Source organism: Sinorhizobium sp. 6-70 (assembly GCF_030124375.1).
GTDB lineage: Bacteria > Pseudomonadota > Alphaproteobacteria > Rhizobiales > Rhizobiaceae > Sinorhizobium.
In genome coordinates this window covers 203,012-228,347 of the sequence record NZ_JASKLS010000010.1, presented here as the reverse complement: position 1 = coordinate 228,347, position 25,336 = coordinate 203,012, and the positions used below count along the sequence as shown (strand labels likewise).

Here is a 25,336-nt window from a genome sequence, read left to right as displayed (position 1 = left end):
TCCTGCAGACGGGAGCCACAACGTCCAACATGAATGAAGTTCATAGTAAAGCAGAGAAAGATCGGCAATGGAATCCGGCACGAACAGGGAAATTGCCTCCCTGATAGATCATACCATCCTGAGTGCGAATGCTCGGACAGAGGACATCGAACGATACTGCTGTGAGGCGATTACCCATGGATTCTGTTCGGTCGTGGTCAATCCGATCCACGTCGCGCGAGTCGCAGGGGCGCTTCAAGGAACAAGGATTCGAACAGCGACGGTGATCGGATTCCCGCTTGGCGCGAACCTCACGTCGCTCAAGACCCAAGAGACGGACGTTGCTCTACGGCAAGGCGCCGACGAGATCGACGTCGTCATAGATCTCGGGGCAATGGCAGACGGACGTTATAAGGATGTTGAGACCGAGCTTTCAGAAGTTCGCAAAATATCCGCCGGCAAAATCCTAAAGGTCATCATCGAGGCCTGCCTCCTTACCGATGAGGGCAAGATTGCTGCCTCGAGCATCGCCGCTGCGGTTGGCGCCGATTTCATCAAGACATCGACCGGGTCTTCGACCGGAGGTGCCACCGTCGAAGACGTAGCCCTCATTCGCAGAACAGTCGGTCCGAATATCGGTGTCAAGGCATCAGGCGGCATCCGGACCCGATCAGTTGCCCTTCAGATGCTCGACGCTGGCGCCACCCGTATCGGCACAAGCGCCGGCCCACTCTTGCTGCAACACTAGCTCGGTCGATAAAGATGCCAGTTTCTCCTCCTATGCCGCAACAAACGCCACTAAGCGCCAACTTCTCGTCCGGCCCTTGCAAGAAACGTCCTGGCTGGTCTCTCATGGCACTTCAGGAGGCGGTGCTGGGGCGATCACACCGATCGGCGGCCGGAAAGGCGAAGTTGCGGGAGGTGATCGATCTCACACGCGAACTACTCGCGATACCGGATGACTACCGGATCGCGGTCGTGCCGGGATCCGATACCGGGGCGGTCGAGATGGCGTTATGGAATCTCCTCGGACCCCGCGGCGTCGATGTCTTCGCCTGGGAAAGCTTCGGTGCCGACTGGGTAACCGATGTCGCCAAAGAACTGGAACTCGAAAACCGGCGCGTGTTCGACGCTCCCTATGGCGAGTTGCCTGACCTGACCCAGGCATCGCCCGACCGCGACATTGTCTTTGCCTGGAATGGGACGACTTCCGGCGTGTGTGTTCCGAACGCCGACTGGATCGCCGACGACCGGACTGGTCTCACGATCTGCGACGCGACGTCGGCAGCATTCGCCATGGATCTCCCTTGGGCGAAGCTCGACGTGACGACATGGTCCTGGCAGAAAGTTCTCGGCGGCGAAGGGGCGCACGGAATGATCGTTCTCAGCCCGAGAGCGATCGAGAGGCTCATCGATCATGTGCCGGTTTGGCCGATGCCCAAGCTCTTTCGGATGGTCGGTCGTGGCTTGGTGACTGAAGGTCTTTTTGCCGGGGAGACGATCAACACCCCTTCACTTCTCGCTGTTGAGGATGCGATCGACGGCCTTCGGTGGGCTCGCGACATCGGTGGCCTGTCAGCGCTGAAGGCACGCTGCCAAGCCAACTTCGACCAGGCATCGGACTGGGTCAGCCGAAACGGGTGGTGCGATTTCCTCGCGAACCGAGCCGAAATTCGCTCCAAGACATCGATTTGTCTCAAGATCATCGATCCAACATTCAAAGATAGGCGTGAACAGCAAGAGAAAATCGCTGGCGCTGTGGTTGCGCTCTTGGCCGAGAAAAAGGCTGCCTTCGACGTAGGTTCCTATCGGACGGCACCGCCCGGTTTTCGGTTCTGGGCGGGTGCAACTGTGGAGACCCCGGATCTTGCCCTGGCCCTTGAATGGCTAACCTGGGCCTACTTCGAATCCTTGAAGGCGGTGGCCTGATGGCAAATACGGCATCGGTGCAGCGCAAAGAGGGGCCTGATCATCTTTTTCCCTGTTTCCGCAGGGCGGATGTGGCGTTCACGCACGGGGAGGGCGCCTGGCTCTATGGCGCGGACGGGATTCGATATCTCGACTTCGCCACCGGCATTGCAGTGACGGGCCTGGGGCACTCGCATCCGGATCTGGTGAACCTCCTCTTTCGTCAGGGGGCCAGGCTATGGCACGTTTCCAACGCCATGCGTATACCGGAACAGGAGGCGCTTGCCCGCCTCCTGTGCGAGACAACGTTCGCAGATCGTGTGTTCTTCTGCAATTCCGGCGCGGAAGCAGTCGAGACTGCGATAAAGACAGCGCGCCGGTTCCACTTCGTCGCTGGGGCTCCGGAACGCTATCGGATCGCGACCATGGAGGGAGCCTTTCATGGCCGCACCTTGGCTACCATTGCCGCCGGTGGCCGCGAGAAATATCTCGAAGGCTTCGGTCCTCCGACGCCGGGATTCCACGTCGTTCGTTTCGGCGACATCGACTCTCTGGATGCCGCTTGTGGTCCGGAGACTGCAGCTATCCTGCTCGAGCCCATTCAAGGAGAAAGTGGCGTCCGGCGGTTGAGCGCCGAGGATCTCGCGCGAGTTCGCGATATCTGCAACCGCCGTGGCGTGCTGCTGATTTTCGATGAGGTCCAGACCGGGATAGGACGAACTGGGCACCTTTTCGCATATCAGGATGCCGGCGTTGCACCGGACCTTCTCGCGACAGCCAAAGGCTTGGGTAACGGCTTTCCCCTTGGAGCTTGTCTCGCCACGGAAAGAGTTGCTGCCAGTATGACTCCGGGAACGCACGGGAGCACCTTTGGAGGTAATCCCCTGGCAATGGTGATTGCACACAAGGTGGTCGAGATCATCTCAAACGAAGCGTTTCTTAAGGATGTGCGCCGCAGGGCCGCCCGTTTATTCGCCGGCCTCGAAAAGATCGTCGCAACCTATGGCGATGTTTTTGCGGAGGTGCGTGGCCACGGTTTTCTGCTCGGTCTGCGCTGCGTTGTTCCAGTGGAATTCGCTGCGACAGTCGCGCGTGCAAATGGGCTTCTGTCCGTAACCGCAGGAGACAATGTGCTGCGGCTATTACCACCTTTAATCCTGTCGGACGCAGAAATTGATCAAGGATTAGCGCGGCTTCAAGAGGTCGGTCGATCGTTGACTCGTTAGAAAAAAGCAATCCGCGCTTTCAATCCTAGCCCATACATGGTACCAGAAATGTATGCTAATTGTGCATACATTTTGAGGATCCCCCATGTGGAAACCAAGGCTGATCGAGGCGGCTCGGATGAAGTATTTGGGCATTGTCGAGGCGTTGGAAGCAGATATCCGGACAGGTCGCGTGATGCGCGGCGATCGTTTGCCGGCTCAACGAGCCATAGCGGAAGCGTTGGGCGTCGATCTGACCACCGTGACACGCGCCTTCAACGAGGCTCGGCGGCGAGGGCTCGTAGCAGCGCAGGCGGGTCGAGGGACCTTCATTAGCGAGAGAATTGATGACGGAGTCGTGGATCAGCCCCAGCCGCTGCTCGACCTCAGCATGAATATTCCCCCGCAACCGTCTGCCGTCGACTTCCGGAAGATCTTTCCGAGCGGCATTGCCGGTGTCCTTGGAAGTTCCAAGGGTCTGCTGCATCTCCACTATCAGGAAAGCACGGGTGCAGAACCCGATCGGACTGCTGCAGCAACATGGCTTGCACATCGGATCGAGGGTGTCACGCCCGACCGGATCGTCGTCACCGGAGGAGCGCAATGTGCTCTGTTCGGTGTTTGTGAACTATTGCTCCAACGCGGCGATCTCGTTGCCGCCGGCGCTATGACTTATCCGGGACTGAAAGCGATAGGCGTTCAGAAAGGGCTGATTCTGGAGGCGCTGGACATGGATGAAGAGGGTATTGTTCCCGACTCATTCGAGAAGGTTTGCGGCGAACGGTCGCCAAAGGCAGTCTATATTGTTCCAAGCATCGACAATCCAACCACGTCGACGCTCCCGGAAGCTCGACGAAGGGCTTTGGTTAGCATCGCCAGGAAACACGGTGTCGCGATCATCGAAGATGATCCCTATGCGCCGTTGAGGGCCGAACGGATCCCCGCTGTAGCAGAACTTGCGCCTGACATCACGTGGCATATCGCAACGCTCTCGAAATGCTCCACTCCGGCTCTTCGTGTAGCCTATGTGGTCGCGCCGAGTGCCGCTAAGGCGCTGCGTTTCGCTGCAGTGTTGCGTGCGAGCATACTGATGGCGCCGCCCTTGATGACTGCGTTGGTCAGCCGTTGGATTTCGGAAGGTACTCTCGAAGAAATCACAAGGTTAATCCGTGCAGAGAACGCCGAGCGCCAGAAGCTGGCATCAACAATTCTGGAGGGATCGAACTTCGCAGGTGACCCCAATGGTCATCATCTCTGGCTGCACCTTCCGGACCACTGGCGGGCCTCTGATTTCGCCGCGCACGCCGATCGTGTGGGTATTTCGATTGTGCCCAGCTCCGCCTTCGCAATTGTCGCTCATCCTGTTGAAGCGGTCAGGATCTCTCTCGGTGTTGCTCCTGATCGCGGCGATCTCGAAGACGGACTGATCCTGCTCGCGAGTCTGATTTCACAACCGCCGCTTGGTACGAAAGCGGTTGTTTAATTTTTGAACACTGTTCGGATATCCACCATCGTCGAGGCCGTCAGGCGGCATCCTTTTCCCAAAAAGACCTTTCGAAGCTGACACGCCTAAACGCGTCGCGGCCGGGCAGGGGTGGGCCGGTGGTTTCTCCGAGGCAATCGTGGGAGGTTACTCCAAGGGACAATCATGACCGACGACACTTCATCACAGCGTCCCCTTTTCGATTTTGAGGATGCGGCTCTCTCTTATCACCGCCATCCGAAGCCCGGGAAGTTGGAAATCCAGCCAACAAAGGCTTTAGGACACCAGCGAGACCTTGCTCTGGCGTATTCGCCTGGCGTAGCTGCTCCTTGCCTGGCCATACGCAGGGACCCTTCGGCGGCGGCGGAATTTACTTCGCGAGGAAATCTCGTCGCGGTGATCTCAAATGGAACTGCGGTCCTCGGGCTCGGCAACATTGGCGCTCTGGCATCGAAGCCAGTCATGGAAGGAAAAGCTGTCCTCTTCAAGAAATTTGCGGACATCGACGTTTTCGACATCGAGGTCGATACCGATGACGTCGGCCGGATGGTTGAAACGGTTGCAGCGCTAGAACCGACTTTCGGCGGCATCAATCTCGAAGATATCAAGGCGCCCGAGTGTTTCGAGATCGAGGATGAACTGCGGCGCCGGATGAACATTCCCGTCTTTCACGACGACCAGCATGGCACAGCTATCATTGTTAGCGCGGCCATAATGAATGGTCTCGAGCTTGCCGGAAAACACATCGAGGACGTCAAGATCGTCACGTCCGGCGCAGGTGCTGCCGCTCTTGCCTGCCTCAATCTGCTCGTTAGTTTGGGCGCAAGGAAGGAGAATATCTGGGTCTCCGACATCGAGGGGTTAGTCTATGAAGGGCGAAACACCCTCATGGACCGCTGGAAGGACGTCTACGCGCAAAAAACGGATGCGCGAACGCTGGCAGATGTCATCGGCGGGGCGGACGTTTTTCTTGGATTGTCAGCTCCTGGGGTTCTGAAGCCGGAAATGCTGCGTCGGATGTCGGCGTCGCCGCTCGTTCTCGCTCTGGCAAATCCCACGCCCGAAATCATGCCCTATGAGGCTCGGGCGGTTCGCCCCGACGCAATCGTCTGCACAGGTCGATCTGATCATTCGAACCAGGTCAACAATGTCCTATGCTTCCCTTTCATCTTCCGCGGCGCACTCGATGTCGGCGCGACCGCAATCAACGAGGAGATGAAGCTCGCGGCAGTTCGGGCCATTGCATCTCTTGCCCGCGAAGAGCCCTCCGACATCGCAGCTCGGGCTTACTCTGGTGAGGTCCCGACATTCGGTCGCGATTACATCATTCCGTCGCCGTTTGATCCGCGCCTGATCCTGCGGATTGCGCCGGCGGTCGCCAAGGCCGCAATGGCGACCGGAGTGGCTTCACGCCCGATCGAAGACATGGAGGTCTATCTCGACCGGTTAAATCGCTTCGTCTTCCGGTCCGGGCTGATCATGAAGCCCGTCTTTGCTGCAGCGCGAGCCCAGACTGTTCCGAAGCGAGTGATCTACGCCGAAGGCGAGGACGAACGTGTCTTGCGCGCCGTGCAGATGGTCGTGGAAGAGGGGATTGCAATTCCGATCCTGGTTGGACGGCCCTCCGTAGTCGAAGCGCGGATTCAGCGTTATGGGTTGAGGATTCGCCCAGAAAGCGACTTTGAGCTGATTGATCCGGAGGATGACCGGCGCTATCGCGACTATGTCGAGCTTTATCTCTCCTGTGCGGAAAGAGATGGTGTGACGCCGGATGCGGCACGAACAATTGTGCGCACCGATACGACTGTCATCGCCGCTTTAGCGATCAAGCGAAATGACGCCGACGCAATGATCTGTGGCCTTGTGGGCGGGTATGAACACCATCTCAAGGCCGTGCGCCAGATCATAGGACGACTTCCGGGCATAAGGGATTTTTCCGCGCTCAGCCTGCTCATCTCGTCCAAGGGGGCGCTGTTCCTTACCGATACTTACGTCAATAACGAGCCGAATGCCGATGAGATCGCCGACATAACCATGCTGGCCGCAGACGCCGTGAGCAGGTTCGGTATTGAGCCCAAGGTTGCCCTTGTGTCCCATTCGAAGTTCGGGTCCAAGATGTCGGCGAGTGCCACAAAGATGCGAGAGGTGATCGCCCTCCTGGAGCGGAAGGCGCCGCACTTGGAGTTCGACGGAGAAATGGACGGTGATGCCGCTTTGTCGCAAACGATTCGCGACCGAATCCTTCCTGGATCGCGGTTGAAGGGTGAAGCAAATCTACTTGTGTTTCCGGATCTCGACTCGGCCAACATCACTCTCAACGTTGTCAAAGTCATGAGCGATGCCCTCCATGTCGGGCCGATCCTGTTAGGCGCGGCGCGTCCCGCCCACGTTCTTACTTCCTCGGTTACCTCTCGGGGTATCGTCAACATGACGGCGCTGGCGGCCGTCGAAGCGGAGAACGCCGTCAGGAACGGCATTTCGGACGGGCAGCAGCACGGGTGTGCATTGCGCGGCCGGCCTTGAGCAACCAGGTGCACGCGCTGAAAAGGAACTCGACGTCCAACTGTTCACGCGGACGACCAGACGGGTGGTTAGTCATCTCAACGATCCCATCGGTGGTGTCGAGCAGTTCGCGGTCACGGCTGTCGACGATCGCCCTACCGTGCCAGCCGGTGAGAAGGTCGATCACCGTCTGCCTGGAAGCGCCCGGACATATTCGGGAAGCCTCTCACCCCCGATGCCTCATGGCAAAAGCGGTACATCCGGAACGCGGAGGAGAAGTCTCCCGAGCTCAGGTTCTGGCTATCGGCAATGGATGCGTAATTCCCGGGCGATGGGCATTACGGTCGGGTCGCATCGCCGTTCTCTACGGCTGCTTGGTTTTCAGCCATGACCGCGATAGCACATTGGCATGAAATCGCGATCGTCGTCTTTCTAACGATACTCACGCAGATCGGTGGCCTCGCATACCTCATAGCTTTCGCCGCAATGCATGCTTGGTGGACGCGGCGATTCCTCACAAAGCCTGCAGTGTTCCTGCTCTGCTATGCTGGTGCAGCAATGGCATCAAACCTCATCGCGCCGATGCTTCTGCGCGTCCCCCTGTCATGCTATGCGCGATCGACGGGCAGGCGCACGGTGAAGTAAGGCAATGTGAGCTCCCCATGAGAGCTCCTCCGTGAACCAATACGCCTTGATGTCAGTACCTCCCTGATATTCGCCCGCGCCCCAATATCGCGGACTTCAATTCACACACACTGAATGGTATAATGTCGCGGGGTATAAAATCCTGGATTGGTTTTGCGTGGGTCCCGCAGCGAGCGTGCGCATCGGCAGCCAGTGAGGGCGCTTTCCTACCGCTCCGGGACCGATATGACGGGCAGTCAACAGCCACCATCGGGAGGCTACGATGCCATTCACCTATCGGATGCACAAAGCCTTCGTAAACCTGGATTCCGGCGGATCGATGCAATTCAGGCTGCCGCCGATGACCGAGGGCCCGCTGCTCATCAAGATCCGCCGCATCACGGTCGGCGAGACGGACCAGCCCGGCGACCATTCGCCGAGCGGTATCATGCCCGGGCCATTGGCGAGGGTCGGTCAGGATCGGATCAGCGACCTTGACGAAATGCGCCGAAGCAAATGGATTGCACCGGGCTTCAGCGCTAGCGCCGTTCTGCACGGGACAGCCCTTGAGGACGATTCCGGCATCCCTGATCCACTAGGAGGGGGAAGCGGACCGGCAGCCGAGATCACTCTCGAGCTGATGCAGCGTGATCAGTTGATCCAGCAACGGACAGGAGGAAACAACCTCTTGCATCACATGCCGGTCTGGCCCGGCGGGGCAGGGTTATGGCTGAAGGTCAGCCGGCAGGCTGACGGCTCGAGCGACCGACGCCGCTACATGATCGACGCGCAGTATCCCAGTGTCCTGCCCCTGGTCAGTTACCGCGCCCCCTTAGCCTTCTGGAAGCGCGGATTCGAGGAGAATTGGAACAAGGCTAAGTACTTTGAAATGCTCCAGGTCGAGGCCAGGGTGGTCCAATATCGGTTGGACAGGAAGCTAAGCCTCCTCTACGACCTGGAACGGGAAAAGACGATCCCCCTGCCCCTGCCATCAGTCGTCACGAGCCTACCTACAATCGATGCCAGAAACTTCAAATTGGATGCCGGTTGGGCCCAGGACCCGATCATTCCGCCGGCCACGACCTCTCTGAAGGTGCCCTACATTTCCCTGCGGATTGATTTTGTCTACCCCGGGTCCCGCGATATCGTTCTGGACCATCTGCCCGATATCACACTACCGGAAGAACTGTGGGGGGAACTCAGGCTGCAACTCCGCGCCACGAGCGGTCGCCTGATCTATGTCCCGGTTCTGCTTTTGCCGGACAGCATACCAGACAAGGTCGAGGTGGTGGGGATTGAGATCGAACTTGGGAAGAAGATCAAGGACGGCGTGGAGAGGTCCTTGTACATGGCGCAATGGAAAGATGAAGAGGAAGAGGTAAAGGGTAAGCTTAACCATTTCGACGAGTACATCAGGCCATGGCTCGTCGGCCACTACGAACTTGCCGAGATCGAGTACGACGAGGCGACGGACGAGATGGTCTTCTGGCACGTGGGCAAGCCGATCGCAGTGCCGATCGAGATGAGTGGGGGCGGTCCGATAGGCGGCAGCCCACAAGGCTTGCCCGACCTCTTCGCCACCGCTGTTGACGAGAAATGGGCGGATCCGCCATTGCCTGGGGGCATCATCAGGCGACCTCCCATAGTGGACCCAGGTGAACTAGCGAAGATCGACCATATCGTCGTGCTGATGCAGGAGAACCGATCCTTCGATCAGGTGTTCGGCTATCTCAGCCGCGACGGTCTGGGCGATCTTGGGATTCAAGACGTAGAGGGACTGGCAAGCGAGGGTGATCGGGATGTCAACGAGTATCGGTTCAGCCCCATCGCCGACCCGGTGAGGTTCCGGAGCACGCTGACGAACGACACCTCATGGCCGTTTGAGATCGACAATCCCTGCCACAGCCGCGACTGCGTGAGTTCGCAGATGTCCGGGGGCATGAAGTCCTTCGTGGCCAACTTCGCGCAACGTCTGGGCGCGCACGCCACGGAAGAGTCCCTCCAGCGCATCATGAACTATTACGGATCCGGGGAACTGCCGGTCTACGCGGCGCTGTCTCGGGAATTCGCCATCTGCGACCACTGGTTCGGCTCCCATATCGGCGGTACGCTGCCGAACCGGCACGTCATGCTGAGCGGCGACCTCAACCGCGACCGGCATAGCCTTCCCGAGGAGGAGAACTCCGACTTCAAGGGTTACGCCCCGTCGGAGCGGCTGACCTTCTTCGACCACCTGACCAGGAACGGGGTCTCGTGGAAAATATTCGAGCATGGCTACAGCTTCGTGCGGCTCTACCGCAACTTCGCATTCGACAAAGTTAACATCGTCGGATTCGAAGACCCCGTGCAGGGGTTCGAGACAATGGCGCGCGAAGGAACCCTGCCAAGTGTCTCGGTGATCGAGCCCAACTACATCGAGCTTCCCGATGGGAACGACGATCATGCGCCCGCAGACATGCACAATGGCCAGCGGTTGGTCGCGCGCATCGTGCGGGCGATGATGAACGGTCCAGTGTTGTCGACGGGCTTCCGCCAGTGGCACAAGTCGATGCTCATCATCACCTATGACGAGCACGGCGGCTTCTACGACCATCTCTTCCCGCCTGACCAGGTGGAGGTCAGGGGGAGCGATGGGACCGTCACGACCCGGCCGATCCCGGCGCTGTCCAATGGGATCAGCCGGCTCGGACCGCGTGTGCCCGCGATCATTGTGTCGCCTTTGATCCCACGCGGTGAGGGCGGGGTGAACGTGTCGAGGACCGTCTACGAACACGCCACGATCCCGGCGACAATCCTCAGGCGGTTCTGCGGACCGCGTCCGCCGATCATGTCGGGGCGCGTGTCGGCCGCAAACGATTTGCGGGACCTGCTCCGGCTCGACCAGGCGCGCCCGGACTCCGATTACGGGGATCTGTGGTCAACGCTGAATGACACCGCGAACAGCCAAAACAGGAGGACCGAGGCACCCTTCAGCCCGGTGCCGCTACGCAAGCTCACCCCCGATGCCGATCCGGAGTCATTCAAGGAGGATTTCCAAGGCTTCATCGCCTATGCATCCGCCTTGATGGGTCGAGGGTCATGACGATCCTGCGTCCACCTAGCGCGGCGTAAATTCCACGACACGCGACGTCGCAGCGGCGCCCGTGTCGTCAGCCCGATAACGCCCGTCTCGGGCGTCTTGCAAGGATCATGGCTGCCGCGCCGCGACGTTGTGCCAGGCGCGGATCGGCCCCGGAAGCAATTCGTCATATTTCGGGTCTGGTGGTTTTTGCTACCTAATGCCGAAGATTAATGGTCGGTTCGTCGAGGATCAGGAAATCCGGTTCGCGGAGGACCAGTACAGCGAGCGCGGCGCGTGTGCATTCGGCTACACCGGCAAGAACACGGCGACGGTCGCAGCGAAAGAGCGACTGAATGCCGGCCTGCCCATCTTGGCCAACCTGTATGGCTCACGCGCCGCGGCATCCGGTCGCAATAACATGCATTTAATTTACATCTTTTTGGCCGCGACCTATAACCCTCCACGAGGAGGAGAACCTGCGACCAAACAGCCATTCGTAGAAAGGTGTTAACCCATGGAAAATGAATTCAACGCAAAGGTTCTCAAAGCCCTCGACAAGGTTATGGTCATTTCGACCACAGACCTTCAGGGTAACATCACCTACGTTAACGACCTATTTTGCGAACTGACCGGCTACACCCGCGATGAGCTGATTGGCAAGCCGCACAACATCGTTCGCCATCCCGATGTGCCGAAGAGCGTCTACAAAGAACTTTGGCAGACTATCAAGGACGGAAAGACTTGGAGCGGCGCTTTTCCGAACGTGGGCAAGGGCGGCGGGCTCTATGTCGTCGACACTACTGTTCAGCCGGTGCTCGATCATGATGGCAAGATCGTCGAATACATTAGCATCCGGCGTGTCATCAATGATCTCATGGTGGACTTCGACCAGTTGGAGACGTCGAAAGAACTTTACGACGAATACTACGCCAACTGAAGCGGTGAGCGATCATGTCATCATATGGAAGGCGGCTTGTGATCGGATTCGGGTCCGAGACCGGCAACGCTCGAAGACTTGCCGAGAGGCTCGCTCTTGACCCGGAATTTGCACAGTTTAACCCATCAGCAAATCCCCTTGCAGAGTTCGACCTAGCCAGTTTTGACCACCAAGATCGGCTGGTAATAATATCAAGCTCGTTTGGAGATGGAGAGCCCCCCGCCAACGCGGAGGGCTTCCAGGAACGACTGAAAAGTGCATCGGATATGCGCGGCTTACGATATGCCATCTTCGGCATTGGAGACGTCGCATACCCCAATTTCTGCGGCTTTACCAAAGGCTTGGATGCTGCACTTCAAGAAATCGGCGCAAGCCCGTTCGTCAACCGAGTGGACGCAGACACGGATTTTGACGCCTTCTTTGAAATCTGGCGTTCGGTACTTCTCGCCGTACTTCAAGGCAATGACGAGGCGGGTCTTTCGCTGGACTTGAAAGTTAGATCATACGGAGAAAACAACGCGTTCGCGGCACCAATCATCGAAAGGTACAAGTTGAACGGCGCAGCTCCACACGCCTGGCACTATCGTTTCGACATCGCCGGAAGCGGCATAAACTACCGTGCGGGGGACAACCTCTATCTTGTACCGGAGAACGACCCCAAGCTACTGTCTGGGCTGGCAGAATGGTTCGATGAGGACGCCGTCATCGAATATTTCGCGTCAAAGGAGCTCAGGATCATTGGTAAGTCTTTCCTGCGTCAGTTTGCGAAGCTGACGGAGAGTGAGGCACTGAAGGATCTGCTGAAGATCGCAAACAAGAGGGCGCTGGACGAATATCTTCACGGCCGTGATCTGCTCGATCTCCTTCAGGATTTCGCCAGTCCAGCGGCAGCACCGGCGGTCGAGGTTGCCGCACTGCTGCCGACAATTCAACCGCGAGCGTACTCGATCGCATCGCATGGCAATCCGGACTATATCGACCTGTGCGTCAGAGACGTGAGCTACGATAAACTTGGACGGAAGCGCAGAGGGACCGCCACGGGCTATCTGGAGAGGACTACCGGCGCGGTACCGATATTCGTGCGCGCAAATCCGAGGTTCCATCTGTCTGCGGCTTCGGATTACCCACTGATACTGGTAGGCACAGGCACAGGAATCGGGCCATTCATGGGATTGCTCGAACAGGCGGGGCGTAGTGCTCGTTCGGCACCCACATGCCTTGTTTTCGGTGACCGCTATCGTTCGTCAGATTTCCTCTACGAGGAGAGGATTAGAAAATGGGAGAAGACCGACGTTGTCGGGCGGCTCATCACCGCGTTTTCTCGTGACAGAGCCGAACCCTACTATGTTCAACATGCCTTGAAGGACAATGGCGACCATATCTGGCGGCTCCTCGGCGAGGGTGCTCACATATATGTGTGTGGCAACAAGACTAACCTTGATCGATCGATTGACGAAGTCGTTTGCGACATCGCCTCCTCTGTCGGCGGACTCTCGCCCGAGACGGCCGATCAGTTCCTGCAGGACATGGTCCAAAACCAGCGGATGCACAAGGAACTCTACTGAGCCGGTTGCACCAGCATGCTGGCCCGACAAACGATTACCATTGCCTGCCGGCGCAACCGCGGCAGGCAATGGTGGACTATGTCACTCCGTACAGTGCGGTGAACGGTTACGTCGTTTCCATGAACGGCTCTTGGCTGCCGCGGCCGCCGACACGGTACTCCTATCACCGCCGCTCGCGCGGTCTGATTGTTGATGTCAATGGCGAACTCGCGACCTGCTTTCGCACCGTTGAGTGAAGCCGGGCAGGAAACCCCGGTTTTCTCGACGAGCGAATCGTCAGTCCTGAAAGACCGAGTGCCGCATCACCTCCTCGACGAAATCGGAGACGATCCGAGAGGGCTGCCGATTGGGCGGCAAGAGCAGTAACGTTTTGAAATAGACGGCGGGCTCGAATGCCCGAATGGAAAGGCCTCGGCCGACGAACGGCTCCGCGGTCATGGGATTGACCATTCCGATCCCTATGCCAGCCTGCACCATGGCGCAGACGGTCGTGGAGTACGGTGTCTCAAGAACCATCTTGGGTTTGATATTTTCGTTGAGGAAGATCGATTCGGCCGATCGCCGTGTGGTGTCTTCGGGCGACAGCGCGATGAACGCTTCGCCATCGATATCGCGCGGGCGGATGACGTCGTTTGATTCCAACCGATGCCCCGAAGGCACGGCGATTGCCGCCTGGTAGCGCGCGAACGGGCGGGCGTCGACGCCCGCAACATCGATTTCATCGGCTGCAAGCCCGACATCGAACTGACCACTGGCCACAAGGTCTTTCACAACGGAAGACATCTGTGCCTGGAAGGTGATCGCGACGTTAGGATGTTTTGCCTGGAAGCCACGCAGCGCACGTGGCATCACGTTCGTGCTCAGGGCGGAGAGGCTGGCGACCCGGATCTCGCCGGATCCGAAATCGCGAATACGGGCCGCTGCACTCTTGAGGTGGACCAGACCTGAGAACGAGCCTTCGACCTCACGGAAGAACATTTGTCCTTCGGCGGTCGGAAACATCCTGCCTTTCTCCCTGCGGAAAAGAGCGAAACCAATATCGCGCTCAAGCTCTTGGATCGCCTTGCTCACCGCAGGCTGCGAGATGCGAAGCACTTCGGCTGCGCGCGAAGCAGTGGCGTTGGTCATCACTGCGTAAAAGACCTCGATCTGGCGAATGTTCATGGCAAGCAACCTTATAACCTCGGCGAATAAGGTTTCATCATATTGATATTGGACGGAATGGACACCTCCATGTTTAATCCGCTCAAAGAAATAACCTTGGGAAGAAGGCAAGATGAAAGATCTCACCCAGTGCGTGGTCACGCCCGATGTCGATATGGACGGTTTCGAGGCGCTCGGCGCGGCGACCTATCGTGGATCCACGATCGTATTCAAGAATGCCGAAGCCTACAGGACGCGCGGCGAGCGGGGTCACCAAGGCTACACATATGGTCTCTATGGGACACCGACGACACGGACCCTGGAAGCAAAACTGACTGCGCTCGAGCAGGGTGCACGGACTTTCCTGGTGCCATCCGGGCAAGCTTCGAATTCGGTTGCCATGCTGTCGTTCCTGAGCTCTGGCGACAAGGTCCTGATTGCCGACAACTCTTATCCGCCGGTTCGCGACTTCGCCAACCGCGACCTCGCGCGCTTCGGAGTCGAGATCGCCTACTATGACCCGGTCGCCGTCGAAGATCTCGAGAAGCAAATCGACGCTCGCACCAAGATTGTCTGGTGTGAATCCCCTGGCTCCACGACGATGGAGATCCAGGATCTGCCGAAGATCGCGGATATTGCTCATCGCCATGGCGCTCTTGTCGGCTGCGACAATACCTGGGCGACGCCGCTCAACTATAAACCGCTCACACTCGGCGCCGACATCGTCACCGAAGCCCTGACCAAATATGTCTCCGGCCACTCCGATGTGCTGATGGGGTCGATTACGGTACGCGCAGAGGAACATATCCTTCCCCTTCGCGCGACCCTCGGTCGCCTCGGCATAGGTGTTTCGCCCGACGATGCCACGCTTGTGCTGCGAGGCATGGAGACGCTTGGGGTGCGCCTCAAGCATGCTGCTGCTGGTGCTGCCGAGATTATCGCCCTGATCCAGCAGCATCCACTGGTCGATCGGGTGTTGTATCCCTCGCTGCTGGATTTTCCCGGACATGACATCTGGAAGCGTGACTTCCTTGGCGCAAGCGGGGTTTTCAGCGTTGTGCTGAAGCCCGAAGCGACCAAGCATGCGGCTGTTGCCCTCGACGTCCTGCGCACGTTTGCCATTGGTGCCTCATGGGGAGGAACCCGCAGTCTCATCGCGCCCATGCCGGTCAAGCAGAATCGCAGCGCCAGCCAGTGGGACGGAGAAGATCTGGTCTTGAGGATCAGCATCGGCTTGGAAGATCTCGGCGACCTCAAAGCCGACATCGAAGCATTCCTCGCCGACATCACCGAACGATGTGCGCCAGCGAGGGTCTCCAAGGCGAGCTAAAGGCCGGCTTGTCAATTCTCACAACCAAAAAAAGGGGAATGAAATGAAATCGAAACTACTTGGAATGTGCATCACCACGCTCGCTTTCGGTCTGGCTGCAGGATCCGCTCCGGCATTTGCAGGTGCAACGCTGGACGCCGTCAAAGCCCGCGGCTTTCTAAAATGCGCCGCGAGCCAGGGCACGGTTGGTTTCGGTGCTCCGGACGAGAAGGGCTATTGGCGTGGCCTTGACGTTGAGACCTGCAGAGCTGTGGCTGTTGCGGTCTTCAACGACAAGGACAAGGTGGAGTTCGTGCCTCTGAGCGGCCAACAGCGTGTGCCGGCACTTCAGACCGGGGAGATCGACATCCTCCCACGGACGTTCACCTGGACCCTGCGCCGCGATGCCAACGGGCTCAATTTCACGACGCCGAACTACTACGAGTTCACCGGCTTCATGATGCCGAAGGCGCTTGGCGTGACGAGAGTCGAGGAAATGAATGGAGCGTCGGTGTGCGTCCAGACCGGATCCACGACGGAGGTCGTCGCAAACGACGTCTCGAAGGAGCACAATCTCGGTCTGACGCCGGTCGTGTTCGAGAATAGCTCCGCGTTGAGCCAGGCGTTCTTCTCGGGGCGTTGTGACGCCCTCATCACCGATGCCGCAGCGCTCGCATCGTTGAGAGCAACGAAAGCCGAGAATGCCGATGACTACGTCATCTTCCCTGCGACCAAATTCATGGATGCGCTGACACCGGCGGTCCGTCACGGTGACGACCAGTGGCTTGACATCGTCAACTGGTCGATCCAGGCGCTGATCGCCGGCGAGCAGCTTGGGATCACGCAGGCCAATATCGCGGAGATGGAGAAATCGGAAGACCCACGCGTGAAGCGTTTCCTTGGGATCGAACCGGGAAATGGTGCCGCCATCGGTCTCGACGAAAAGTTTGCTGCCAACATCATCGCCAAGCTCGGCAACTACGGGGAGATGTTCGATCGCAACCTCGGCAAGGACAGTCCGCTGAAGCTCGATCGCGGCGCGAACCGGCTTTTCACGAACGGCGGACTGATGTTCCCCTTGGCCTTCCAATAGGTTCGGAGGCTGGCATGCTCTCGACACTCCTAGACAACCGCCACGTTCGAAGCGTCGCACTTCAAGTCCTGTTGCTCGTTGGATTTGCCAGCCTTCTTTACTGGCTTTGGTCGAATACCGCCGAGAACCTGACCGCGCGCGGCATTCACGTGGGCTTTGAATACCTGCATCGCCAGGCGAATTTTCCGATCTCGGAGAGCGTCCTGCCATATGATCCCTCCGACACGTTCGGCTGGGCCTATCTCGTGGGGCTGACCAATACGGCCGCAATCTCATTGCTTGCGATCGTCGCCTCGACCATCTTCGGCCTCTTCATTGCCTTGATACGTCTGGCGCGAAACCCGCTTGCGTCAGGGATGGCCGCCTCCTTTGTTGGCGGCGTACGCAACATGCCGCTGATCGTTCAACTGCTGTTCTGGTATGCGCTCGCCACCACGCTTTTGCCCGCACCGAAGCAAGCGTTCAATCCGTTCCCCGGCATCTACCTGTCGCTCCGCGGACTCTACGTTCCATCGGTTTCGCTCGGACCGTACGGGTTTGCCTTTCTTGTAGCGTCCGCAGCACTCGCCATGACTTTCTGGCGGTTCAGGCAGAGTCTTCCATGGATTTTGAGAGGAGTTTCGGCTGCTGGCACCACACTGGGAATGTTCATCCTTGGAACGATCGCCCTCGAGCCCTCGGTGAACTTGCCTGAGCTCAAGGGATTCAATTTCGCCGGCGGCATGCGGCTATCCCCGGAGTTCGCCGCGTTGATGCTTGGCCTGATCATCTACACGTCCGTCTTCATCAGCGAGGTGGTCCGCGGCGGGATCGAAGCCGTTTCCCGTGGCCAATCGGAGGCCGGAAGGGCCTTGGGCCTGTCCGAACGGCAGACGATGTTTCGCATCATCGTCCCCCAGGCGCTCCGCGTCATCATTCCCCCGATGACGTCGCAATACCTGTCGACAGTGAAAAACACGACGTTGGCTCTGGCAGTCGGATATCCTGAACTGGGTCTCGTGGTGGGGACGGTCATCAACCAGACGGGACAGGCCATCGAAAGCATCGCCATCCTGCTCTCCGTCTTCCTCACGATCAGCATCGCTGTGTCGTTCTTCATGAACTGGTACAACGCACGCGTGGCATTGGTGACCCGATGACGAGTCTTGTAACAATGAACTATGCGATGGCGGCGACCGAACTGGTCGCGCCGCGGAAAGCGCCGCCCGCAAAGCGCATGCCGATCCTGAAGGTCCTGTTCGGCGATATGCTGAGCGCTCTTCTTACGCTCGGTGCGGTCGCGGTGATCCTCTCCTTGCTTCCGGCATTCAGATGGGCTGTAACCGACGCCGTCTGGCTTACGGACGATCCATCCGCCTGCAGGTCCGGCGGAGCTTGCTGGGCATTTATCGAAGCGAAATTCCGCTTCATCATGTTCGGCCTCTATCCCCCAGGCGAACAGTGGCGCCCGGCGACCGTCATCGCACTGCTCCTCGGCATGACCCTGATATCGCTGTCTCCCGCACTTTGGGGGAGGAAGCTCGTATACGTCTGGGCAGCGGCCGTCTGCGCGATGCTAACCCTGATGTGGGGTGGCTTTGCGGGCCTTTCCCACGTTTCTACTGCCAAATGGGGCGGACTGCCGGTGACGCTGCTTCTGGCGCTGCTTTCCCTTGGACTTGGCTTTCCTTTTGCGATCCTTCTGGCGCTGGGGCGACGATCGAGTTTGCCGATTCTGCGCCTGCTTTCGGTCGGCTTGATTGAAACGGTGAGAGGATTGCCGTTGGTCGGCCTCCTGTTCGTCGCCTCGATCCTGCTGCCTCTGCTGCTGCCTCCGGAACTCGATATCGACAAGCTCGGGCGCACGCTCGCCGCACTGACGGTGTTCTCGGCCGCCTATCTTGCGGAGGTGCTTCGAGGCGGTCTGCAGGCAATCCCGCCTGGGCAGGTGGAGGCCGCGCAGGCGCTCGGAATACCGCACTGGAAGGCGATCCGGCACATCGTGCTGCCGCAGGCAATCCAGAAGGTCATCCCGCCGCTGACCAACACCGCCATCGTCATGGTGAAGAACACCAGCTTGGTGATCATTGTCGGCGTGTTCGACATGCTGAGCGCAGGACGCTCGGCTGCGATGGATCCGCTTTGGCCGGGTCCCTACACGGAAGCCTACCTGTTCGTCGGCGTGATCTATTTCAGCATTTGCGTCGGTATCTCATATTACGCGCGCTGGCTCGAACTGCGCGTGAAGGCAAAGGATTATCGCTGATGTCCATCGAGGAAACGCGAGTGTTCGAACAGCCCGCGATCGTTATTCGCAACATGGACAAATGGTATGGTAACTACCATGCCCTTCGGGACGTGAGCCTTTCGGTCCAGCCGGGAGAGCGGATCGTGATCTGCGGTCCTTCGGGTTCCGGGAAATCGACACTCATCCGGTGCGTCAATCATCTCGAAGGACACCAGAAGGGCGAGATCATCGTCAACGGCGTAACACTCAACGAGAGCCTGAAGAACATCGACAGGATTCGGCGCGATGTCGGAATGGTGTTCCAGCACTTCAACCTGTTTCCGCATCTGTCCGTGCTCGAGAACTGCGCTCTGCCGCAGATCCTCTCGCGCGGAACGCCGCGCAAGGTCGCGGAAGAGCGCGGGATGCAGTTTCTGGAACGGGTGCACATCCCGGAGCAGGCGCGCAAGTTTCCGGGGCAGCTCTCGGGTGGACAGCAGCAACGCGTCGCGATCGCCCGCGCGCTCTGCATGGCACCGAAGGTGATGCTGTTCGATGAACCGACATCGGCGCTTGATCCGGAGATGGTCAAGGAGGTGCTCGACACCATGGTATCACTTGCCGAGGAGGGGATGACCATGATCGTCGTCACCCACGAAATGGGGTTCGCCAGGCGGGTGGCCGACCGCGTCGTGTTCATGGATCAGGGGGCGATCGTCGAAAGCAACGTGCCCGATGTCTTCTTCGACAGGCCCGCAAACGAGCGGACGAGGACCTTCCTCAAGCAGATCGTTCATTGACCGCTAGCCGCTGTGGGCCGCTCGCGACGGCGAAGCGCAGGCCGTTCTACCCGCAGGCACAGACGTCCTGCGTGACGCTGCTTGCGACAACGCGAACGTTTTTGCGATCGGTTAAGCGTTGGCCCTAAAATCTGCGCTGCCGGCGGTTGCTGCTTGCAGACCGCGAGTTGGCCGATGACAAGAAGGGGCGTCGCAAGCGTTCCTTGGATTTCACCCATATCGTGCCCCCGTGCACCATCTGAGGCGCAACCTGGATGCGAAGGCGGAGCTGATCAATTCGGTCTATCCTTACGCCCTCTAGACCGCGGAGTGCTCATTGAGCCTTGTCCGCGCGTCGCAACTCAAGCGCGCAGATCTGCGGTCACTCGACTTGATGTCTCCTTTGTGCTTCGATGCAAAAGAGGGGTTTGTGCAGGGTTTGGTTTGAGGGGACCAGATGAGCGTCGTTCCATCCCAAGGGTTAAGCCGCCGTGCCTTGATGCTCGGCCCACTTCTACTTTTGGTTCCAAATGACGCCAAGGCGCGCAGGCGATGGGGCGGTGGAGGCGGAAGTCACTCGCCCTTCGCGCTGGTCATAGGCGGCGTGCTACTTTGCGCGATACTTGTCGCCAATTCCGTGTTTGGTCGCGACCTGCCTCCAAAAGGGGCAGGCAAGCCGCGAGCGACGCGGGAGGCCGTGGGGACGGTAACCAAATTCAAACCGGCCAAACGCTCGGCAGCGGCTAGAAGGGGTTTATCCCCCTGGGTGTTTGTGTTGCCTCTGGCTGGCATCGTGATAGGTGGAGCCTACGGCTGGGCAACCGTGCCGCCGGAAGACACCATTTCCGCATCTTTCCCCATATGCGCATCGGACGCGCGGACAACGTGCGTCGTTGACGGTGACACGTTCTGGCTCGACGGCATCAAGTACCGGATCTCGGATATCGATACGCCGGAGATCAGCGAGCCCAGATGTGCTGGGGAGCGGGAACTCGGACAGCGCGCCAAGTATCGGCTGCAGAGCCTGTTGAATGGCGGCTCCTTCGGTCTCAAGGCCGGACTGCGCGATGAGGACAAATACGGTCGGAAGCTGCGCGAGGTATACCGAGGCGGCCGATCGCTCGGGGCACAACTCGTCGACGAGGGGCTTGCGCACCGTTGGCTTGGCTTCAAGCAGTCGTGGTGCGGATAAAGATGAAAGACTCTCAGCTTGAGTGGGTCGTGAGTGCTGTAAGAGAGTTCCTCAATCAGGAAACGGCCCTGGGCCTGTTGGTTGGGATCTTGGTCGGCTTGTTGGTATATTTTGCGACGTCAAAGCTACTCGGCCGCGGTAGACAAGCTAAGGCCAAATCGGGCACCGAGCGACAATTCAGGAACGTTTTCGCCATCATGGATGAAGGCCGCCGACAGTCTTTGATCCGCTACTATATGGAGAAGTACGAGTGTGGCCGCGAAGAAGCCATGCGCAGGGCGGTGGAGGAGCGCCAACGAGAGGCCAACAGGTGGTAATCGCCCCCTCAGTCGTGACGAAAGCGTGATTATCTGCTGCGGGTCTATCGCGACGGCGCGCGCCTGCGGCACTGATTTGCCCTTGATCCCGTTTCCGCCTTCACTATCTCTATGGATGTAAGCGACGTTCGAAGCGGTTCCCTTGGATGGAACAGGGCGAATGTGCCCCAGCTACATAATTGATACGTCGCGATCGGAGCTGCAGCGGACTTGGCCAATCCCCCACTGCAGCTCTGCTTGTGCCAGGCTAATGTCAGCGCCGGATCGGAAACCCACCTACGGCCCTAGCCCAAGGCGAGCATCACGAATGTGAACGTCGTGAGGGCCAGAATCAGCAAAATGAAACAGAGAGTTAATGCTTCCCGCATGCGATAGCCTCGAAACGTTCGAGTGCCCGCGCTGGGGGAGGCGCGGGCACTGCGTCTCGCAGGCGGGGACCTGCATGTCGCTGTCACGACGCATAGCTAATACATAAAACGCTAATTTGTTCCGGAACGGGAATGCGAGACAACGCTTCCCGCGTCGACTCGGATCAACAGAGTTCTGTTGGCTCAGTGTGGATTTGGTGCGGATGCCTGGGGGACGTAGACCACGATGTCTTGGTTCTTGTCGTCCAGCAGCGCGCCTCCTACCACGAGATAAGCAGTAATCGCTAACATCGAAAGGAGCATTATGCCCAAGGGCAGACCAGTTGATGCCCTTCGTTCCGGATGTCCATAATTGTCTCTATCATGCATCACGCGTTCCTTTCGGCGGGAAGCCGAGGCGGCGGAGTCCCTGAGCCGTCTGGAAGGGACGTTTCATCAGACAGCTCCAGAAACTCCACACGCCCTGAGCGGCGAACTCTATCCTCGATGGATGGTTCCGGGCTCGAAGGCGGTTAAGACCTTTGCCCATCTGCATCGGACTTTGGTCCGTGGGTGACTGCTTGCTGTCGTGGCAATATCGGTATCGGTTACGGAGGAGGCATCGCAAGGGACCAGGCCACCAGCGACATCGCCTGCAAGACCGGGACGAAGTCGCAGCGGCCGATGTCCCACGCAACGTAACCCGGGCTCGGCAGGCCGTCGGTCGCCGGGCCTTTTGCTTGTCTCGGGCCGCGCGGTAGCGAAGAACCGATGAATCCACGGATGCAAAACAGTATGGTCATGTTGATGAAGAAAATTGGTGCATTGTTAATCGCGGCTGCTACGGCATTTGCTGGCGCAGCCCCGGCCCAGGCGCTGCCTGTTTCGATGGTTACGGTGCCGGATTTGAGCGCTCAGGGCGTGGACTTGGTCCACCACAAGCCCGGCCACCGTGGCGGCCCGAAGCACGCGCGTGGGTACGGTAGGTACGGCGGCCCGCGATACAGCGCCGGTCCGCGCTACGGCTACTACAATGGCTACCGGGGTTATCGATCCTATCGACATGGCTACCGTCGGCACAATGACGGATGGTGGTATCCACTAGCAGCGTTTGGAACAGGACTGATTATCGGCGGAGCGATTGCGTCGCCACCGCGTCCGGCCTACTCAAACTCAACCTCGGCCCACGTTGACTGGTGCTACTCGCGCTACCGTTCTTATAGTGCCTACGACAACACATTCCAGCCCTACTATGGGCCGCGTCAGCAGTGCATTTCGCCGTACTATTGATGCAGTTTGGCTGAAGCGCGACCACCAAATGCCCGCCGTCCATGCGGTAGTGTGTCGTGGTCGCCTCGTTTGTGGGAGCCAGTCCCGCCCTGCTGACGGCCTAGTGCAGCCACCCGCCGATGTCGTTGCCTGCCGACTTATCACAGCAGCAGCGGCTCCGATGTGCTCTCGACGGGCAGCAGAGTCATCTGCTCGACCGGGTAGGGACGCTGTAGTCGTTTGGCATCCTTCCATTCCGCCGTTAGCCATAGTTCGATTTCTGCCGGGTCCGTGAGGATCACCGGCATGGCCTTCGGGTGGATTGGCTTGACCAGCGCGTTTGCCTCGCAGGTAAGGAAGGCGAACAGCTCGTGCTCCCCGGTGCGTGGGTTTTTCATCGAGCCGCGTGCGCCCTTCCAAGGCGTCCAGATGCCGGCGAAGAAGGCGAGGGGCTGCCTGTCGTCGGTCGCGAACCAACGGGCCGTCTTCTTCGGCTTGGTATCCTCATATTCGCAAAACGCCGTCCACGGGACGATGCAGCGGTTCTTGACGCCGGTCCATCCACGCCAATGGGCAGAATCGAGATTGCGGATGTTGGTGACGCCGTAGTCCGGCCTTCCGTTCGTCACTGTCGGGGGGGATGGCATGCCCCAGGTGAGATTGATGAGCTCGCGCTCTCCGTCGGGGCTGTTGCGGATGACCAGACCCGGCTTGTCCGGAATGACTTCCGTCGTGGGGTTCGCGCGGTTGGTCATGTCCCGATGTGGCTTCGCAAAGCGCCACAGCTCGTCAAATTCCACCTCGATACGATACCGGTTGCACATCCACCCACTCCGAGTCTCGATTGATCCGGCCGATCCGCCAGCCGTTGTTGCCCTTGTTTCCGCAGCGCGTACAACGCAGCATCGGCCGCAAGTCGTCAAGGATAGCGCCGCTGCCGAATTTTCCGGCAATCTCCCATCGGTTCAGCCAGTTGTTATACTGGCATGCAGCGCAACGCGCTCCGAGGATCTGGTCCTCATCGAGATCGGCCAGGCGCAGGTGGCCGATCCCGCGTTCGGGGTCGATCGCGGGCCCGCCCATCAGATCAATTCCGCGTGCGTGCCTCATGGCGGGGATTCCATTCTGGTCGATGCTCGGCACAGAACTAGTTGGGCTCGGCCTTGCCGACCGCGAAGCCGAAGCCGCCCCACTTCGTGCAACCAGAGTGCTCGCAGTAGTGCACGTAAAGCGCGTGGTCGCGGTGCGGCTGGGTGGCCGCTGTCCTTTCGTCACTCATCGAAGCCGACCTCGCTGGTGACTTCGAAGCTCAGGTGTCCGGCTTCGAGCAGAGTCTCGTAGAAGCGCATGGCTGCGTGCCTTGGGTCGTCCGCCTTGCCGGATCCCCATATCGGGCCGGTGGTTTTTACCTCGAGCTTCAAGAGTTCCGGATCGGCTCTGGCCATTACGGCATGCAGCAGGCAGACCTCACCGGTTTTCTGCTGGATCGCCATCTCGATCCAACCCGCCGGCTCCTTCCCTGGATAGCAAAGCACACTTGCCCTGTAGCCTTCGAAATCGAAGAAATCCTCCCGGCTCTGTATCTCATGGAAGAGGAGAGGGTGGAGATCGTTTCTGTCGATCCTTTTCGGGTTGGAGCAGTATCCGGCTATGCTTGAATGCTCATCCGAACTGGGAGCGCGTCCGCCACCCTCGTCGGAGTAGTGTTCCGCCAGGCTGACAAGCGCGTTGCGGATTTAGATGCTGGTCCAGCCGGCATCCTCCGCGGCCACCGTCATTTCGCGGAAGCGGGGCTCTAGCGCTTCCTCCAGGTCGAGCAGCCGGTCAAAGAGATTTCTGTTCTCTTTCGGTGGATTGATCATCTGCAAGTATTATGGCCACATACGACGGCTTCAACCTTCAGCCGCCTTCCGGCCGCTACCGAACTGGTTTTCGAAGGCGCCGTCCCAATCCGTGCTCGAGGGTGCCACGCCACATTTCAGTTGTTCGAAGCGATATCGCAGTAGCAATGCAGACGAGATCATCAGTGCCATGCTGACGCGCGCCCGGTCTGCCTTCACTCGGTCCCGGTCGCATGCCTCCCGTCGCAGTTCGATCGGCATTGCATACAGCGTCTGTGTGATGAAAGGGGTAATCGCAGGGTAGCGTAGCACCTGCTCGCCATCGAAGACGGCAAAGGAGCAGAAGGATTCTGCGATTTTAGCGGCGACGTCCTGCACGCCGCGGACTTCTACAATGCGGCGGTATTGGTCGAGGCCGGCAATGGCGCGCCTTCGATCGGGTGACAGGACGGTCAAGTCGACTGCAATCATGTTTCGGACTTCATCTTCGAACGTTCGCATGGCGCACCTTCTTTGCCCGCAGGCAGCGGTTGTCGGTCCCCTTAAGGTTTCGGATTGGCGCGCCGCAGCGCCGAT

25 protein-coding genes and 1 pseudogene are annotated in these 25,336 nt (G+C 59.0%); 18 read left to right on the top strand and 8 right to left on the bottom strand.

Going from position 1 to position 25,336, the window contains the following annotated elements:
- Positions 1–67 precede the first annotated feature (67 nt).
- The 10 genes and pseudogenes from deoC (at position 68) to QN222_RS20140 (ending at position 13,264) form a co-directional block, all read left to right on the top strand.
- The gene (gene deoC, locus QN222_RS20190) at positions 68–727 is read left to right on the top strand and encodes a deoxyribose-phosphate aldolase (RefSeq protein ID WP_283962742.1); all 660 of its coding nucleotides are present in this window, start codon (positions 68–70) and stop codon (positions 725–727) included.
- Between the two features lie 32 nt (positions 728–759).
- Positions 760–1,908: a phosphoserine transaminase gene (locus QN222_RS20185; protein ID WP_284005570.1), complete on the top strand. Its 1,149-nt coding sequence runs from the start codon at positions 760–762 to the stop codon at positions 1,906–1,908.
- A complete protein-coding gene (locus QN222_RS20180) occupies positions 1,908–3,113 on the top strand; it encodes an aspartate aminotransferase family protein (protein ID WP_283962741.1) in 1,206 nt (401 codons plus the stop codon). The genes QN222_RS20185 and QN222_RS20180 overlap by 1 nt, the downstream gene beginning before the upstream one ends.
- A gap of 118 nt (positions 3,114–3,231) precedes the next feature.
- On the top strand, positions 3,232–4,575 hold the full coding sequence (locus tag QN222_RS20175) for a PLP-dependent aminotransferase family protein (RefSeq protein WP_283962740.1): 1,344 nt from the start codon (positions 3,232–3,234) through the stop codon (positions 4,573–4,575).
- 165 nt (positions 4,576–4,740) lie between these two features.
- Entirely contained in the window at positions 4,741–7,098 is a 2,358-nt protein-coding gene (locus QN222_RS20170) for an NADP-dependent malic enzyme (protein WP_283962756.1), read from the top strand.
- A pseudogene (locus QN222_RS20165) lies at positions 7,074–7,165 on the top strand (LysR family transcriptional regulator); the annotation flags it as partial. The gene QN222_RS20170 and the pseudogene QN222_RS20165, both read left to right, overlap by 25 nt.
- An 819-nt stretch (positions 7,166–7,984) precedes the next feature.
- Positions 7,985–10,783 (top strand): alkaline phosphatase family protein, encoded by a 2,799-nt coding sequence (locus tag QN222_RS20155; protein ID WP_283962739.1) that lies wholly within the window; start codon positions 7,985–7,987, stop codon positions 10,781–10,783.
- Positions 10,784–10,979: 196 nt separating this feature from the next.
- Positions 10,980–11,273, top strand: coding sequence for a hypothetical protein (locus QN222_RS20150; protein WP_283962738.1), 294 nt, complete (start codon positions 10,980–10,982; stop codon positions 11,271–11,273).
- A 3-nt stretch (positions 11,274–11,276) separates the two neighbouring features.
- Positions 11,277–11,699 (top strand): PAS domain-containing protein, encoded by a 423-nt coding sequence (locus tag QN222_RS20145; protein ID WP_283962737.1) that lies wholly within the window; start codon positions 11,277–11,279, stop codon positions 11,697–11,699.
- A 14-nt stretch (positions 11,700–11,713) separates the two neighbouring features.
- The gene (locus tag QN222_RS20140; protein WP_283962736.1) at positions 11,714–13,264 is read left to right on the top strand and encodes a sulfite reductase flavoprotein subunit alpha; all 1,551 of its coding nucleotides are present in this window, start codon (positions 11,714–11,716) and stop codon (positions 13,262–13,264) included.
- 276 nt (positions 13,265–13,540) lie between these two features.
- Here QN222_RS20140 and QN222_RS20135 read toward each other — a convergent pair whose 3' ends face one another.
- Positions 13,541–14,428, bottom strand: coding sequence for a LysR substrate-binding domain-containing protein (locus QN222_RS20135; RefSeq protein WP_283962735.1), 888 nt, complete (start codon positions 14,426–14,428; stop codon positions 13,541–13,543).
- 112 nt (positions 14,429–14,540) lie between these two features.
- On the opposite strand from QN222_RS20135, the gene QN222_RS20130 reads away from it, so the two are divergent.
- The 7 genes from QN222_RS20130 (at position 14,541) to QN222_RS20100 (ending at position 21,303) form a co-directional block, all read left to right on the top strand.
- Positions 14,541–15,737, top strand: a complete 1,197-nt coding sequence (locus tag QN222_RS20130) for a PLP-dependent aspartate aminotransferase family protein (protein WP_283962734.1) — start codon at positions 14,541–14,543, stop codon at positions 15,735–15,737.
- 43 nt (positions 15,738–15,780) lie between these two features.
- Positions 15,781–16,809 (top strand): amino acid ABC transporter substrate-binding protein, encoded by a 1,029-nt coding sequence (locus tag QN222_RS20125; RefSeq protein WP_283962733.1) that lies wholly within the window; start codon positions 15,781–15,783, stop codon positions 16,807–16,809.
- A gap of 14 nt (positions 16,810–16,823) precedes the next feature.
- Positions 16,824–17,948 carry an ABC transporter permease subunit gene (locus QN222_RS20120; RefSeq protein WP_283962732.1) on the top strand — a complete coding sequence of 375 codons (1,125 nt, stop codon included), beginning with the start codon at positions 16,824–16,826 and terminating at the stop codon, positions 17,946–17,948.
- Positions 17,945–19,054, top strand: a complete 1,110-nt coding sequence (locus QN222_RS20115) for an amino acid ABC transporter permease (RefSeq protein ID WP_283962731.1) — start codon at positions 17,945–17,947, stop codon at positions 19,052–19,054. The genes QN222_RS20120 and QN222_RS20115 overlap by 4 nt, the downstream gene beginning before the upstream one ends.
- The gene (locus QN222_RS20110) at positions 19,054–19,815 is read left to right on the top strand and encodes an amino acid ABC transporter ATP-binding protein (RefSeq protein WP_283962730.1); all 762 of its coding nucleotides are present in this window, start codon (positions 19,054–19,056) and stop codon (positions 19,813–19,815) included. The genes QN222_RS20115 and QN222_RS20110 overlap by 1 nt, the downstream gene beginning before the upstream one ends.
- A 772-nt stretch (positions 19,816–20,587) precedes the next feature.
- Positions 20,588–20,986 (top strand): thermonuclease family protein, encoded by a 399-nt coding sequence (locus QN222_RS20105; RefSeq protein ID WP_336621035.1) that lies wholly within the window; start codon positions 20,588–20,590, stop codon positions 20,984–20,986.
- A 2-nt stretch (positions 20,987–20,988) separates the two neighbouring features.
- A complete protein-coding gene (locus QN222_RS20100; RefSeq protein WP_283962729.1) occupies positions 20,989–21,303 on the top strand; it encodes a hypothetical protein in 315 nt (104 codons plus the stop codon).
- A gap of 551 nt (positions 21,304–21,854) precedes the next feature.
- Here the strand turns inward: QN222_RS20100 and QN222_RS20095 are convergent.
- Positions 21,855–22,040 carry a hypothetical protein gene (locus QN222_RS20095; protein WP_283962728.1) on the bottom strand — a complete coding sequence of 62 codons (186 nt, stop codon included), beginning with the start codon at positions 22,038–22,040 and terminating at the stop codon, positions 21,855–21,857.
- 417 nt (positions 22,041–22,457) lie between these two features.
- Between QN222_RS20095 and QN222_RS20090 the strand changes: the two genes are divergently transcribed.
- Positions 22,458–22,940, top strand: a complete 483-nt coding sequence (locus QN222_RS20090) for a BA14K family protein (protein ID WP_283962754.1) — start codon at positions 22,458–22,460, stop codon at positions 22,938–22,940.
- A gap of 140 nt (positions 22,941–23,080) precedes the next feature.
- Here QN222_RS20090 and QN222_RS20085 read toward each other — a convergent pair whose 3' ends face one another.
- The 6 genes from QN222_RS20085 to QN222_RS20060 all read right to left on the bottom strand — a co-directional run bounded on the left by QN222_RS20085 (position 23,081) and on the right by QN222_RS20060 (position 25,261).
- Complete coding sequence (locus QN222_RS20085) at positions 23,081–23,743, bottom strand: SOS response-associated peptidase (protein WP_283962727.1); 663 nt, start codon at positions 23,741–23,743, stop codon at positions 23,081–23,083.
- A complete protein-coding gene (locus QN222_RS20080) occupies positions 23,709–24,002 on the bottom strand; it encodes a hypothetical protein (RefSeq protein WP_283962726.1) in 294 nt (97 codons plus the stop codon). Before QN222_RS20080 ends, QN222_RS20085 begins: the two co-directional genes overlap by 35 nt.
- Before the next feature lie 64 nt (positions 24,003–24,066).
- A complete protein-coding gene (locus QN222_RS20075) occupies positions 24,067–24,198 on the bottom strand; it encodes a hypothetical protein (protein WP_283962725.1) in 132 nt (43 codons plus the stop codon).
- Positions 24,191–24,412 carry a hypothetical protein gene (locus QN222_RS20070; RefSeq protein ID WP_283962724.1) on the bottom strand — a complete coding sequence of 74 codons (222 nt, stop codon included), beginning with the start codon at positions 24,410–24,412 and terminating at the stop codon, positions 24,191–24,193. The genes QN222_RS20075 and QN222_RS20070 overlap by 8 nt, the downstream gene beginning before the upstream one ends.
- A 243-nt stretch (positions 24,413–24,655) precedes the next feature.
- Positions 24,656–24,781, bottom strand: a complete 126-nt coding sequence (locus QN222_RS20065) for a hypothetical protein (protein WP_283962723.1) — start codon at positions 24,779–24,781, stop codon at positions 24,656–24,658.
- A gap of 30 nt (positions 24,782–24,811) precedes the next feature.
- The gene (locus QN222_RS20060; protein WP_283962722.1) at positions 24,812–25,261 is read right to left on the bottom strand and encodes a hypothetical protein; all 450 of its coding nucleotides are present in this window, start codon (positions 25,259–25,261) and stop codon (positions 24,812–24,814) included.
- Between the last annotated feature and the right edge of the window lie 75 nt (positions 25,262–25,336).

Bases quoted from the DNA above. Each gene is read 5' to 3' on its own strand.
- deoC (WP_283962742.1), top strand. From the start codon at position 68: ATGGAATCCGGCACGAACAGGGAAATTGCCTCCCTGATAGATCATACC.
- QN222_RS20185 (WP_284005570.1), top strand. From the start codon at position 760: ATGCCGCAACAAACGCCACTAAGCGCCAACTTCTCGTCCGGCCCTTGC.
- QN222_RS20180 (WP_283962741.1), top strand. From the start codon at position 1,908: ATGGCAAATACGGCATCGGTGCAGCGCAAAGAGGGGCCTGATCATCTT.
- QN222_RS20175 (WP_283962740.1), top strand. From the start codon at position 3,232: ATGAAGTATTTGGGCATTGTCGAGGCGTTGGAAGCAGATATCCGGACA.
- QN222_RS20170 (WP_283962756.1), top strand. From the start codon at position 4,741: ATGACCGACGACACTTCATCACAGCGTCCCCTTTTCGATTTTGAGGAT.
- QN222_RS20155 (WP_283962739.1), top strand. From the start codon at position 7,985: ATGCCATTCACCTATCGGATGCACAAAGCCTTCGTAAACCTGGATTCC.
- QN222_RS20150 (WP_283962738.1), top strand. From the start codon at position 10,980: ATGCCGAAGATTAATGGTCGGTTCGTCGAGGATCAGGAAATCCGGTTC.
- QN222_RS20145 (WP_283962737.1), top strand. From the start codon at position 11,277: ATGGAAAATGAATTCAACGCAAAGGTTCTCAAAGCCCTCGACAAGGTT.
- QN222_RS20140 (WP_283962736.1), top strand. From the start codon at position 11,714: ATGTCATCATATGGAAGGCGGCTTGTGATCGGATTCGGGTCCGAGACC.
- QN222_RS20135 (WP_283962735.1), bottom strand. From the start codon at position 14,428: ATGAACATTCGCCAGATCGAGGTCTTTTACGCAGTGATGACCAACGCC.
- QN222_RS20130 (WP_283962734.1), top strand. From the start codon at position 14,541: ATGAAAGATCTCACCCAGTGCGTGGTCACGCCCGATGTCGATATGGAC.
- QN222_RS20125 (WP_283962733.1), top strand. From the start codon at position 15,781: ATGAAATCGAAACTACTTGGAATGTGCATCACCACGCTCGCTTTCGGT.
- QN222_RS20120 (WP_283962732.1), top strand. From the start codon at position 16,824: ATGCTCTCGACACTCCTAGACAACCGCCACGTTCGAAGCGTCGCACTT.
- QN222_RS20115 (WP_283962731.1), top strand. From the start codon at position 17,945: ATGACGAGTCTTGTAACAATGAACTATGCGATGGCGGCGACCGAACTG.
- QN222_RS20110 (WP_283962730.1), top strand. From the start codon at position 19,054: ATGTCCATCGAGGAAACGCGAGTGTTCGAACAGCCCGCGATCGTTATT.
- QN222_RS20100 (WP_283962729.1), top strand. From the start codon at position 20,989: ATGAAAGACTCTCAGCTTGAGTGGGTCGTGAGTGCTGTAAGAGAGTTC.
- QN222_RS20095 (WP_283962728.1), bottom strand. From the start codon at position 22,040: ATGCATGATAGAGACAATTATGGACATCCGGAACGAAGGGCATCAACT.
- QN222_RS20090 (WP_283962754.1), top strand. From the start codon at position 22,458: ATGAAGAAAATTGGTGCATTGTTAATCGCGGCTGCTACGGCATTTGCT.
- QN222_RS20085 (WP_283962727.1), bottom strand. From the start codon at position 23,743: ATGTGCAACCGGTATCGTATCGAGGTGGAATTTGACGAGCTGTGGCGC.
- QN222_RS20080 (WP_283962726.1), bottom strand. From the start codon at position 24,002: ATGGGCGGGCCCGCGATCGACCCCGAACGCGGGATCGGCCACCTGCGC.
- QN222_RS20075 (WP_283962725.1), bottom strand. From the start codon at position 24,198: ATGAGTGACGAAAGGACAGCGGCCACCCAGCCGCACCGCGACCACGCG.
- QN222_RS20070 (WP_283962724.1), bottom strand. From the start codon at position 24,412: ATGGCGATCCAGCAGAAAACCGGTGAGGTCTGCCTGCTGCATGCCGTA.
- QN222_RS20065 (WP_283962723.1), bottom strand. From the start codon at position 24,781: ATGATCAATCCACCGAAAGAGAACAGAAATCTCTTTGACCGGCTGCTC.
- QN222_RS20060 (WP_283962722.1), bottom strand. From the start codon at position 25,261: ATGCGAACGTTCGAAGATGAAGTCCGAAACATGATTGCAGTCGACTTG.